The following is a 12308-nucleotide window of genomic DNA, read 5'->3' on the forward strand; positions in this document are numbered from 1 at the left end:
TGTGCTTCATGCCTAACCTCCAGGAGTTGACGGCGTTACTGACCACGATCGATGGTCCGGCGCATGATCCCCGCACGAAATCCGCAGGATCGACGCCGGGGTTCGTGATCGGTCCCGGTTCACCACCGCCGAAGGGGCTGCGGCCCGGACGGCCGGGCCGGGCGTGACCCGGGGTGGACGGCCGTCAGTCCCGGTCGGTAGCCGTGGTCGCCGCCCGGTAGCGCAGCAGGGCCGGGAAGGCCACCACCAGCAGCACCGCGAGCGCCGCGGAGATCAGCCCGCCGCTGACCCAGGCGACGCCGCCGCCGAAACCCGCCGCCACCGCACCGGCCCGCAGGTCGCCCAGGCGCGGACCGCCGGCGATGACCACCGTGTTGACGCCCATGAGCCGCCCGCGCATCCGGTCCGGCGCGTAGACCAGCAGCATCGACTGCCGCAGCACCGCGCTGACCAGGTCGGCCGCGCCGGCCACCGCCAGCAGCAGCACCATCAGCCAGAGCCGGCCGGCCAGCCCGGCCGCCGCCACCGCCAGCCCCCAGGCGACCACCGCCGCCACCAGCGCGAGCCCCTGCCGGCGGAGCCGGCCGATCCAGCCGGAGGTGAGCCCGCCGAGCATCGCGCCGAGGGCGATCGCGCTGTAGAGCCAGCCGACCGCCGCGCCGCCGCCGAACCGCTCGTCGGCGATCTCCGGAAAGAGCGCCCGGGGCATGGCCAGCACCATCGCGATCAGGTCGATGACGAAGGAGAGCAGCAGCACCGGCGTGGTGGCCAGGTAGCGCAGCCCGTCGACGATGCTGGCCAGACCGGCCCGCCGGGGGGTACCGGCCGACTCCGGGTCCGGCTCCGGCGGCATCGCCGGCAGCTTCGCCGTCGCCCACACCGCGAAGGTGAAGAGCACCGCGTCGGCCGCGTACGCGATCGGCAGGCCGAGGTCGGTGCCCCACCAGGCGAAGACCAGGCCGGCGACCAGGGGGCCGAGCACCGAGGCGGCGGTGTAGGTGGTGAAGTTCAGCGTGGTCGCCGCCGGCAGCAGGTCCGCCGGCACCAGCCGGGGCAGGATCGCGTTGCGGGTGGGCGAGCTGATCGCGAAGGCGACCGACTGCACCGCCACCAGGGCGAGCAGCAGCAGCGGGCTGCCGACGCCGAGCACCGCCTGCACCACCAGGCCGAGCGTGGCGGCCCAGAGCACCGCCGCCATCGCCAGCAGCACCTTGCGCCGGTCGTGCGCGTCGGCCAGCGCGCCGCCCCAGAGCCCGAAGACCAGCAGCGGCACGAACGCCGCGATGCCGATGAGGCCGACCCAGAGCGAGCTTCCGCTGATCTCGTACATCTCGACGGGCACGGCGACGGCGGTGAGCTGGATGCCGAACATCGCGATGCCGTTGCCGAGCCACATCCGCCGGTACGCCGGCACCGCCAGCGGGCGCAGGTCGATCGCGAACCGGCGCACCCCGCGCGCGCCGGGCTCCTTGAGCTGGGTCACGGGGCGAGCCGCTCGACGGCCCACTCCCCGGGCCCGGTGAGCCGGAACCGCAGCCGGTCGTGCAGCCGACTGGCCCGGCCCTGCCAGAACTCCACCGACTCCGGCCGCACCCGCAGCCCGCCCCAGTGCGGCGGCGCGGGGATCGGCTCGACGTCGGCGAACCGCTCGGCCGCCGCCCGGTACGCCTCGTCCAGCGCCGTCCGGTCCGGCACCACCCGGGACTGGGTGCTGGCCCAGGCGCCGAGCTGGGAGCCGCGCGGCCGGCTGGCGAAGTACGCCTCGGTCTCCGCCCGGTCGACCCGCTCCACCCGGCCGGCGACCACCACCTGGCGCTGCATCGCGAACCAGGGGAAGACCAGGCTCGCGTGCGGGTTGGCGGCCGCCTCGGCGCCCTTGCGGGAGTCGTAGTTGGTGAAGAAGACGAAGCCCTCCGGGTCGTACCCCTTGAGCAGCACGGTCCGCGCGCTCGGCCGGCCCGCCGCGTCGGCGGTGCCGACCACCATCGCGTTCGGCTCGGGCAGCCCGGCGGCGACCGCGTCGGCGAACCAGCGGTCGAACTGGGTGTGCCAGTCGGCGGCCAGGTCCGCCTCGGAAAGGCCCAGGTCCGCGGCGTACTCGTTACGCATCGCCGCCGGCGGCAGTGTGTCGCCCGTCACGTTCTCTCCCCTCCCCGTCGACCCGGCCCGCGCCCTCCGAGCAGGCCAGCCCGTACCGCCAAGTGTCGCCGACGCCTCCGGGCCGCCCCGGACGGGGGATGTCACGCGCAGCACAGTCGCAGCGGGTCGCGGATCTGGTTACCCACCAGGCAAGATGTCACGAACACATCCCTGAGGGTCGCCTGAGGCGCTCGGCCGGTTGGCCGGATGAGGGCCCGACCGGGCGCACCGAGCAGATCCAGGAGAGCGACTATGGCCGATTTCAAACCCGGGCTGGAGGGCGTCGTAGCCTTCGAGACCGAGATCGCCGAACCCGACCGCGAAGGCGGCGCACTGCGCTATCGCGGGGTCGACATCGAGGATCTCATCGGCCAGGTCTCCTTCGGCAACGTGTGGGCGCTGCTGGTCGACGGGCGGTTCGGCCCCGGCCTGCCGCCGGCGGAGCCGTTCCCGGTGCCGGTGCACTCCGGCGACATCCGGGTGGACGTGCAGTCCGCGGTCGCGATGCTCGCCCCGTACTGGGGCCTCAACCAGCTCCTCGACATCTCCGACGAGCAGGCCCGCGAGGACCTCGCCCGGGTGTCGGTCACGGCGCTCTCCTTCGTCGCCCAGTCCGCGCGCGGCCTCGGCCTGCCGGCGGTGCCGCAGAAGGAGATCGACAAGGCCTCCACCATCGTCGAGCGGTTCATGAAGCGCTGGCGCGGCGAGCCCGACCCACGGCACGTCAAGGCCGTCGACGCCTACTTCATCTCCGCCGCCGAGCACGGCCTGAACGCCTCCACCTTCACCGCCCGGATCGTCGCCTCCACCGGCGCGGACGCCGCGGCCTGCATCTCCTCCGGCATCGGCGCCCTCTCCGGCCCGCTGCACGGCGGCGCGCCCTCCCGGGTGCTCAGCATGCTGGAGGCCGTCGAGCGCAGCGGCGACGCCGAGGGCTACGTCAAGGGCGTCCTCGACCGGGGTGAGCGGCTGATGGGCTTCGGCCACCGGGTCTACCGGGCCGAGGACCCGCGCGCCCGGGTGCTCCGCCGCACCGCCAAGGAGCTGGGCGCGCCGCGCTTCGAGATCGCCGAGGCGCTGGAGAAGGCCGCCCTGGCCGAGCTCCAGGCCCGCCGCCCGGACCGGGTGCTCGCCACCAACGTCGAGTTCTGGTCGGCCGTGGTGCTCGACTTCGCCGAGGTGCCGGCGCACATGTTCACCTCGATGTTCACCTGCGCCCGGATGGGCGGCTGGAGCGCGCACATCCTGGAGCAGAAGAAGCTCCAGCGGCTGGTCCGCCCGTCGGCCCGCTACGTCGGCCCGGGCAGCCGCAAGCCCAGCGACGTCGAGGGCTGGGACGCCATCCCGCACGGCGTCTGACCGCGTACCTCCGGGGCCCCGTCCGCGCGGACGGGGCCCTCGCGCGTGTCTGTGGCGCACGCCTCACGCCCCGGGAGTGGGACCAGCGGCCGGACCGGCCGGCCCGGGTGGGAGGATGAAGGCCGGCAGTGTCGCCGGACCGGGCCCGGATCCCGGCCGCCCCGCGCGCCCGCGCGCGTCCGCCGTCGATCCGCGCCCGTTTCAAGACCGGGCCCGCCCTCGCCCTTGCGGAAGGATCTCGACAACCGTGGCTGACGCACCGACCATCCGGATTCCCGACGACCTCAAGCCCGCCGACGGGAGGTTCGGCTGCGGGCCGTCCAAGGTCCGTCCGGCGGCGGTCTCCGCCCTCACCGACGTCGCGACCAGCTACCTGGGCACCTCGCACCGGCAGAAGACCGTCCGCGACCAGGTCGCCCGGCTGCGCCGCGGCATCGCCGAGTTCTTCTCCCTGCCCGAGGGCTACGAGGTGGTGCTCGGCAACGGCGGCACCACCGCGTTCTGGGAGGTCGCGACCTTCGGCCTGGTCCGGGACCGGGCGCAGTTCGCCAGCTTCGGCGAGTTCGGCGCGAAGTTCGCCAAGTCCGTCAAGGACGCCCCGTTCCTGGGCGAACCGACCATCCGCAAGTCGGCGGCCGGCAGCGCCCCCACGCTGGTCGCCGAGGCGGGGGTGGACGTCTACGCCACCCCGCACAACGAGACCTCGACCGGCGTCGCGGTGCCGATCAGCCGGGTGGCCGGCGCCGACCCCGGCTCGCTGCTGCTGGTCGACGCCACCTCCGGCGCCGGCGGGCTCGACGTGAACGTCGGCGAGACCGACGTCTACTACTTCGCCCCGCAGAAGTGCTTCGGCTCCGACGGCGGCCTCTGGCTGGCCCTGATGTCCCCCGCCGCGCTCGCGCGCGCCGGTGAGATCAAGGCGTCGGGCCGTTACATCCCGGCCTTCCTCGACCTGGTCACCGCGATCGACAACTCGCGGCTGGAGCAGACCTACAACACCCCGGCGCTGGCCACCATCTTCCTGGCCGCCGAGCAGACCGACTGGATGAACTCCCAGGGCGGGCTGGCGTGGGCGGCCAAGCGCACGGCCGAGAGCGCCGCGATCGTCTACGGCTGGGCGGAGCGCTCCGAGGTGGCGACGCCGTTCGTCACCGACCCGGCGCTACGGTCCAACGTGGTCGCCACCATCGACTTCGCCGACTCCGTCGACGCCACCGCGATCGCGAAGGCGCTGCGCGCCAACGGCATCGTGGACACCGAGCCGTACCGGAAGCTGGGCCGCAACCAGCTCCGGGTCGCGCTCTTCCCGGCCGTCGAGCCGGCCGACGTCGAGGCGCTGACCGCGTCCATCGACTACGTGGTGGAGCGGCTCTAGGCCGTCGTCACGTTCGGTGGCCGCCGGACGCGTCGGCGGCCACCGAACGTGATCATCGCCGCAGCTCAGTCGCGACATGCGGGTGTCGCATCCCCCACCTCGGGGCAGATACGCGTACGGTGGTGCGAGACGCCCGGGTGGCCGGCTCGTGGCGTGACGGCCAGCGAAGCGGGACGGAGGCAACGCTATGCGCCCAGTACGCTTCGTCGCCCTCTCCGAGGACGGCCAGGCCCTGGTGCTCGCCGACGAGGTCGGGCGACTGCTCGCCCTGCCCATCGACGAGCGTGTCGCCGGTGCGCTGCACGCCGAGCCCGGCGCCCCGCCGCTCGCGGTGGCCCCGGCCGCCGCGGCCGATCCGGTGCCCTCCCTGTCCCCGCGGGACATCCAGGCGAAGATCCGCTCCGGCGAGTCCGCCGAGGACGTCGCCCGGATCGCCGGCGTGCCCGTCGACCGGGTGCTGCGCTACGCCGGCCCGGTGCTCCAGGAGCGGGCCATGCTGGCCCAGCACGCCCGGCGCACCCGGCTCAAGGGCGCCGAGAAGCCCACCCCGCTCGCCGAGGTCGTCAACGGCCGGCTGGCCCAGCACGGGATCGACACCGAGAAGATCTCCTGGGACGCGTGGCGCCGCGACGACGGCACCTGGCGGATCGTGGCCACCTGGCCGTCGGGCAAGGCGACCGCCCAGGCGGTGTGGGACCTCGACAAGACCCGGCAGGCGGTCACCCCGCACGACGACATGGCGCAGTACCTGTGCGCCGAGCGGCCCACCCCGATCCTCGGCCAGGAGCCGGCCCCGGAGCGGGGCGGTCACGCGCTGCCCGGCCCGTCGCGCGGCGAGCCGAGCCGGGGCGGGCACGGCCTGCCGGCGCCGGCCGAGCACAGCCGTCCCGGCCGCGATCCCATCCGGGCCGGGCGGGACGCCCTGCTCGCCTCCCTCGACCGTCCGCTCGGCTCGACCTCGGGCCGCGGGCTCGACCCGCGCTCCCCGGCCGCCCTGGCCGGGCAGGACGCGCCACGGCAGCGGCCGGTCGCCGGCGGGGCGGCGGCGCTGCTCGGCGGCGGACAGGGTTCCGCGTTCGACGACGACTCGGACGCGCCCAAGGAGGTGCCGGCCGTGCCGTCCCTGGCGGTGCTGCGGCCCCGCCGCACGGGCGCCCCGGCGGCGTCGGCCGCCGAGTCTGCCGACGCCGGGGGCAAGCCCCGCAAGCGCCTGCCGAGCTGGGACGACGTGCTGTTCGGCAGCGGGCCGGCGGCCCGCGAGTCCTCCTGACGCGTCGACTCCGGCGGCCGCCTGCGCCGGAGTCGACGCGAGGCACTCGAAGTGCCACCGTGGCAGGGTTGCCGTATGGAGTACACGAACCTGGGCCGCACCGGCCTGTCGGTCAGTCGCCTCTGCCTCGGCACCATGAACTTCGGGCCGCAGACGACCGAGCCGGACAGCTTCGCGATCATGGATCGGGCCCTCGAACACGGCATCAACTTCTTCGACACCGCCAACGTCTACGGCTGGCAGACCGGCGAGGGGATCACCGAGCAGATCATCGGCCGCTGGTTCGCCCGGGGCGGCGGCCGGCGGGAGAAGGTCGTGCTGGCCACCAAGGTCTACGGCAAGATGGGCGAGTGGCCCAACGAGCAGGGCCTCTCCGCCCGGCACATCATCCGGGCCTGCGAGGACTCGCTGCGCCGGTTGCAGACCGACACCATCGACCTCTACCAGATGCACCACGTCTCCCGGAGCACGCCGTGGGAGGAGATCTGGCAGGCCATGGAGACCCTGGTCGCCCAGGGCAAGGTGCTCTACGTCGGGTCGTCCAACTTCGCCGGTTGGCACATCTCGGTGGCCCAGGAGGCGGCGGCGAAGCGCCACTTCCTCGGCCTCGTCTCCGAGCAGTGCATCTACAACCTGCTCACCCGGCACGTCGAGCTGGAGGTCGTGCCGGCCGCGCAGCACCACGGGCTGGGCATCATCCCGTGGTCGCCGCTACACGGCGGGCTGCTCGCCGGGGTGCTGCGGAAGATGGCCGAGGGCGGGGCCGCGCGCGGTGCCAGCGGCCGCTCCGCCGACGCGCTGGCCGAGCACCGGCCGACCATCGAGGCGTACGAGAAGCTCTGCGCCGAGCTGGGGCACGACCCCGCGGACGTGGCGCTCGGCTGGCTGCTGTCCCGGCCGGGGGTGACCGCCCCGATCATCGGGCCGCGCACCACCGACCAGCTCGACCGCTCCCTGGGCGCGCTCGACGTCAGCCTCGACGAGGACGCTCTGCGCCGGCTGGACGAGCTCTTCCCGCCGATCGGCAACGGCGGCCCCGGCCCGGAGGCGTGGGCCTGGTAGCCAACGGCCAGCCAGGCGCCGGGCCCCCGTCCGAAGGTCCGGAGCCTGGCTGCCGGCGCCCGGACCAGGCAGCCTCGGCCGCCCGGGCGGCGGCGCTCCCGGCACGGCTCGGGGCGCAAACGGTCACAACGGCCAGGCGGCCAGGCGGTCGTAGGTGGGGCGGGGGCCGGGGTGGCTGCGCACCAGCACCATCTCGGCGGCCGGCCACTCGGGGCCCTCGTAGTCGTCCAGGGTCGCCACGTCGGCCGTGACGTCGACCGGGGGGACGCGGTCGCCGGGACGGGCGACGGTCAGGTGCGGGCGGAACGGCTTGTCGTCGTGCGGCAGGCGGGCGTGCCGCAGCCGGGAGCGGATCAGCCGGGCGAGCACCTGGATCTGCTCCACCTCGCCCCGCAGGTCGACCCAGAGCACCGTGAAGCGGCCCCGCCCGAAGCGCCCACCGCCGGCGAGCCGGAGCCGGGGCGCGGCGGCCGGGCCGTCCCGGGACCACTCGGCGGCGAGCCCGAGGGCGCTCTCCACCTCGACCAGCCGGCCCGCTTCGACGTCGCCGAGGAAGGCGAGGGTGACGTGCGCGGTGGCCGGGTCGGCGAGCCGGACGTTGATCCCGGCGGCGGCCGCCGCTCCGATGCGCAACCGGGCGACCTGCGCGCCGAGGTGCGCGACCGCCTCGGGCGGCGGGTAGACCGCGACGAAGAGCCTCAAGCCGGTCCGCCGCTCAGTGGTGGCGCTGCCGGTCGCTTGCCCGGGCGGCGGGCAGGGTCAGGCCGGCGGCGTGCAGGAGGCCCTCCACCCGGACCCGTTCCAGCTCAAGGTCGACGCCCGCCAGCTCGGTCAGGTGTTCGGTGATCCCGAGCGCCCGGCAGGCCAGCCGGAGCCGGTCGTCGTACGCCTGGAGCACCGTGCCGTGCCAGACCGCCTGCCGGCCGTGGGCGACGGCCCCCTGGCCGCGCAGGCGGCGCAGGTCGGCGGCGAGTTGTTCCAGCGGGCGCCGGTCCGGCCGGTCGAAGTCGGTGAGGTCGATGTCGCGGGTCAGGGCGTCGGCCTCGACGGCCCGGTCCAGCCGCGCGATGGTGCGCCGTTCCCGCCGGCGGTCGCGCCACTCGGCGTAACCGCAGGCGACCCGGTCGATGATCTCGTCGGCGCAGAAGATCAGCGCGATCAGCGCCGGCAGACTGGCCACGCCGACGAAGGCCAGGACCAGCAGCACCCCGCGTCCGACCTCCACGCATCGACGCTAAGCCCCATGCCGGCGGACCGCCACCGGATTGGCCGCATCCACGCCATCCGCCGGATGGGACGCTTCGTCCCATCCGGGCGGCGGTCACGGCCTAGCAGTCGGTGGAGGTGACGTAGAAGCGGGGCATCGGCAGGACGCGGAAGCGCAGCCGGGCGCCGGAGCGGCGCAGCTGCCAGGTGAGCGCGATCAGGGCGGTGGCCAGCGAGATCAGCCCGCCGATCCAGATGCTGGCGCCGGCGCCGTAGGTCTCCGCGACCCAGCCGATCACCGGCGCGCCGACCGGGTTGGTGCCGAGGAAGACCAGCACCCACAGGGCCATCACGCGGCCCCGGAACGCGGCGTCCGTGCCGAGCTGCACGCGCTGGTTGGCGGCCTGGGCGAAGAACACCATGAAGAACCCGGTGGGCAGCAGGAGCGCCACCACCATCCAGTACGCGGGGGCGAGCCCGACCAGGGTGCCGAAGCTGGCGCAGCCGACCGCGGCGCCGAGCACCAGCCACACCGAGGGGCGGCTGCGCCGCCCCGTGCCGGCCAGTGCCCCCACGAGCGCGCCGACCGCCAGCGCGGTGCTGAACAGCCCGAACGAGGCCGCCCCGGTCTGGAAGACGGTCTTGGCGAGCGCGGCCAGGGTGAGCTGGAAGTTGAACAGCGACATGCCGATCACCGACATCACCGCCATCGGCAGCAGCAGGTCGGGGCGGCGCCAGACGTAGCGCAGCCCGTCGACCACCTTGGCCGACGCCCGCTCGTCGCGCGGCAGCAGCGCCTCCCGGTACAGCTCGGCCGGGCGCATCCGGACCACGTTGACCAGCGGGGCGACCGAGCTGAGCGCGGTGAACAGGAAGACCGGCCCCACGTCGAAGGCGGCGATGGCCAGACCGGCGACGGCCGGCCCGACGATCCGCGCGGAGTTGAACACCGCCGCGTTCAGCGAGAGCGCGTTCGGCAGCAGCGACGTGCCGACCAGCTCCGACACGAACGCCTGCCGGACCGGGGTCTCCACGGCGTTCGCGACGCCGAGCAGGGCCGCGAACGCGAAGACGTGCCAGAGCTGCACGAGGCCGGTGATCACCAGCAGGCTCATGCCGAGCGCCAGCACGGTCCAGAACGCGTTGGCGACGAAGAGCAGCATCCGCTTGTCGTAGCGGTCGGCGAGCCGCCCGGAGAGCAGGGTGAGCAGCAGCACCGGGGTGAACTGGAGAGCCGTGACCACGCCCAGCGCGGTGGCGGAGTTGTCGGAGAGCTCGAGGACGAGCCAGTCCTGGGCGATGAACATCATCCAGACACCGATCAACTTGATCAGTTGCCCGGATGCGAAGAGCCGGTAGTTGCGGACCTGTAGGGACTGGAACATCGTGCTCAGCTTCGCCTGCACTCTTGGTGCGCCTCCTCGCGGTCGTACGCGTCATCGACGGCGGACGGCGCGGTGGTGCGAGGCGCGCGGGTCAGGCGCGGGCGAGCTGCTGAAGGATCTCCGCGGCCTGCCGCAGGGTGTCCCGTTCTGCTTCGGTGAGCTCGGCCAGCCGGTGGGCCAGCCACTCGTCGCGGGCGCGCTCGAACTGCTCGAGCACCGCCCGTCCCCCCTCTGTCGCCGCGAGGATGACCTGCCGGCCGTCGGTCGGGTGGGGGGTGCGCTGCACGAGGCCGCGCTCCTCCAACTTCGCGACGATCTTGGTCATCGTCGGCGGCTGCACCCGTTCGACGTCGGCCAGTTCCCGGGGCGTCAGCGCGCCCGCCAGCCGGAGGCTGGTGAGCGCGGAGAGCTGGGTGACCGTCAGGTCGCCGACCGGCCGGGCCTGGCGGACCCGTCGGTTGAGCCGGGTGATCGCATCACGCAGCTGGGGCGCCAGCTGCGCCGGTGGCACGCGTTTCGCCGTCACCGTCCGCTCCGTCACGATAGTTAGCCTAACTAATGAGCCTGGCTAATGAGATGCGATATGACCATGCTCACGAGAAGTTTGCCCTGCTCCGGGCCGGGTATCCGATTCGGTCACCGGCCCGGAGCGCAGGGTGTATCAGAGCACCACGGACTCGATCGGCCCGCGCAGGAAGTACAGCACGAAGAGGACGGCCACCCCGTACAGCAGCGGGTGGACCTCCCGGGCCTTGCCCTTGGCGAGTTTCACCACCACGTACGTGATCAGGCCGGCGCCGATGCCGTTGGAGATCGAGTACGTGAAGGGCATCAGCACGATCGTGAGGAACGCCGGGATGGCGATCTCGTAGTCGGACCAGTCGATCGTCCGCACTGCGGTCATCATCAGGAAGCCGACCACCACCAGCGCGGTGGAGGCCGCCTCAAACGGCACCACCACGACCAGCGGCGCCAGGAACATCGCCAGCAGGAACATGCCGCCGGTGACCAGGTTGGCCACGCCGGTCCGGGCGCCCTCCGCCACACCGGCGGCGCTCTCGATGTACGACGTGTTGCTGGAGGTGCTCGCCGCGCCGCCGGCCGCCGCCGCGATCGAGTCGACCAGCAGGATCTCGCGTGCCCGCGGCGGGGTGCCCCGCTCGTCGAGCATCGCCCCCTCCTGGCCGACCGCGACCATCGTGCCCATGGTGTCGAAGAAGTCGGTGATCAGCAGGGTGAAGACGAACATCAGCGCGACGACCCAGCCGGCCCGGCCCCAGGAGTCGAACACGTTGAAGTTGCCGAGCAGCGACAGGTCCGGCACGTCCACCCAGGTCTTCGGGAACTCGGGGACGTTCAGCGCCCAGCCCTTCGGGTTCGGCTTGCCGTCGACGAAGGACGGCCCGATGTTCGCCACCGCCTCGACGACGACCGCCAGCACGGTGGAGGCGAGGATGCCGATCAGGATCGCGCCCCTGACCCGGCGCACCAGCAGCACGATGGTCAGCAGCAGGCCCACCACGAAGACCAGCAGCGGCCAGCTGGCCAGCTTGCCGCCGATGCCCAGGCTGACCGGCACGGTCGTGTTCTGCACGTCCGGAACCCGGCGCACGAAACCCGCGTCGACGAGGCCGATGATGGTCAGGAAGAGGCCGATGCCGACGCCGATCGCCGTCTTCATCTGCGTCGGCACCGAGCGGAACACGGCCGTCCGCAGGCCGGTCAGCACCAGCACCGCGATGATCAGACCCTCGATCACCACGAGGCCCATCGCGTCCGCCCAGGTCATCTCCGGGGCGATCTCGTACGCGACCAGCGCGTTGACGCCGAGGCCGGCGGCGAGGGCCAGCGGGAACCGGCCGACCACGGCCATCAGGATCGTCATCAGGCCGGCGACCAGGGCGGTGGCCGCGGCGAGGGCGGGAATGGGCAGTGACTTGCCGTCGCCGTCGACGGCACCACCGAGGATGAGCGGGTTGAGCACCACGATGTACGCCATCGTGAAGAAGGTCGCCAGGCCACCGCGTACCTCGCGGCTCATCGTCGAGCCACGGGCGGAGATCTCGAAGAAGCGGTCGAAACCGTTACGCGGATGAGCGGGGTCGGGTGGTGTGCCGTTGTCGGGCGGCGCTACTGCCATCAGGTCCTCGCAGGTGATCTTCCGTTGTCGCGCGCATCGTCGCAGATCACCGGCCAGCAGGGAAAGTTGATCGCGTACGCTTGCCGCGTGCCGAAGGAGCAGCCGCCGCGACCCGAGCCGCTCGACCCGCCGATGGTGCCGTTCGCCCTCGCCGGGATGGCGGGCTGGGCACTCGCCGGGCTGGTGCTGCTGATCTTCTTCCGCGGCTGGCTGGCCGAGCACGGTCACCAGGACTGGCTGTGGATCTGCCTGGCCGGTTTCCTGTGGGGTTTCCCCGGTCTCGCCGTGATGATGCGGCACGACGCCAACCGGCGCCGCCGCCGCGCCGGCCGCTGACCTGCGCCGACGTCGATCCGACGCCCCGGTTGTCCG

The 12308-nt window shown here is 73.3% G+C and carries 12 protein-coding genes; 5 read left to right on the plus strand and 7 right to left on the minus strand.

Annotated features, from left to right (window positions below):
• Positions 1 to 184: 184 nt before the first annotated feature.
• On the minus strand, positions 185 to 1483 hold the full coding sequence (locus ACSNOB_RS01020) for an MFS transporter (RefSeq protein ID WP_436684608.1): 1299 nt from the start codon (positions 1481 to 1483) through the stop codon (positions 185 to 187).
• Positions 1480 to 2109, minus strand: coding sequence for a pyridoxamine 5'-phosphate oxidase (gene pdxH, locus ACSNOB_RS01025; RefSeq protein ID WP_436684688.1), 630 nt, complete (start codon positions 2107 to 2109; stop codon positions 1480 to 1482). The genes ACSNOB_RS01020 and pdxH overlap by 4 nt, the downstream gene beginning before the upstream one ends.
• 282 nt (positions 2110 to 2391) lie before the next feature.
• Here pdxH and ACSNOB_RS01030 point away from each other — a divergent pair, with 282 nt between their 5' ends.
• From ACSNOB_RS01030 to ACSNOB_RS01045, 4 genes are all read left to right on the plus strand, one after another.
• Positions 2392 to 3498, plus strand: coding sequence for a citrate synthase 2 (locus ACSNOB_RS01030; protein WP_132231920.1), 1107 nt, complete (start codon positions 2392 to 2394; stop codon positions 3496 to 3498).
• Positions 3499 to 3745: 247 nt separating this feature from the next.
• Positions 3746 to 4873, plus strand: a complete 1128-nt coding sequence (gene serC / locus ACSNOB_RS01035) for a phosphoserine transaminase (RefSeq protein WP_436684610.1) — start codon at positions 3746 to 3748, stop codon at positions 4871 to 4873.
• Positions 4874 to 5060: 187 nt separating this feature from the next.
• Positions 5061 to 6143, plus strand: a complete 1083-nt coding sequence (gene sepH / locus ACSNOB_RS01040) for a septation protein SepH (RefSeq protein ID WP_436684611.1) — start codon at positions 5061 to 5063, stop codon at positions 6141 to 6143.
• A 75-nt stretch (positions 6144 to 6218) separates the two neighbouring features.
• Entirely contained in the window at positions 6219 to 7205 is a 987-nt protein-coding gene (locus ACSNOB_RS01045) for an aldo/keto reductase (protein ID WP_436684612.1), read from the plus strand.
• Positions 7206 to 7328: 123 nt separating this feature from the next.
• Here ACSNOB_RS01045 and thpR read toward each other — a convergent pair whose 3' ends face one another.
• From thpR to ACSNOB_RS01070, 5 genes are all read right to left on the minus strand, one after another.
• A complete protein-coding gene (thpR, locus tag ACSNOB_RS01050; RefSeq protein WP_436684613.1) occupies positions 7329 to 7907 on the minus strand; it encodes an RNA 2',3'-cyclic phosphodiesterase in 579 nt (192 codons plus the stop codon).
• Positions 7908 to 7920: 13 nt separating this feature from the next.
• Positions 7921 to 8430, minus strand: a complete 510-nt coding sequence (locus ACSNOB_RS01055) for a hypothetical protein (protein ID WP_393102150.1) — start codon at positions 8428 to 8430, stop codon at positions 7921 to 7923.
• A gap of 103 nt (positions 8431 to 8533) precedes the next feature.
• Positions 8534 to 9817, minus strand: a complete 1284-nt coding sequence (locus tag ACSNOB_RS01060) for an MFS transporter (RefSeq protein WP_436684614.1) — start codon at positions 9815 to 9817, stop codon at positions 8534 to 8536.
• Positions 9818 to 9887: 70 nt separating this feature from the next.
• Entirely contained in the window at positions 9888 to 10337 is a 450-nt protein-coding gene (locus ACSNOB_RS01065; protein ID WP_393102148.1) for a MarR family winged helix-turn-helix transcriptional regulator, read from the minus strand.
• 120 nt (positions 10338 to 10457) lie between these two features.
• Positions 10458 to 11936 (minus strand): NCS2 family permease, encoded by a 1479-nt coding sequence (locus ACSNOB_RS01070; protein ID WP_436684615.1) that lies wholly within the window; start codon positions 11934 to 11936, stop codon positions 10458 to 10460.
• A gap of 87 nt (positions 11937 to 12023) precedes the next feature.
• On the opposite strand from ACSNOB_RS01070, the gene ACSNOB_RS01075 reads away from it, so the two are divergent.
• Positions 12024 to 12272 carry a DUF2530 domain-containing protein gene (locus tag ACSNOB_RS01075; protein ID WP_436684616.1) on the plus strand — a complete coding sequence of 83 codons (249 nt, stop codon included), beginning with the start codon at positions 12024 to 12026 and terminating at the stop codon, positions 12270 to 12272.
• Positions 12273 to 12308: the final 36 nt, after the last annotated feature.

It is taken from the genome of Micromonospora sp. URMC 106, from assembly GCF_051386395.1.
Taxonomy (GTDB): domain Bacteria; phylum Actinomycetota; class Actinomycetes; order Mycobacteriales; family Micromonosporaceae; genus Micromonospora.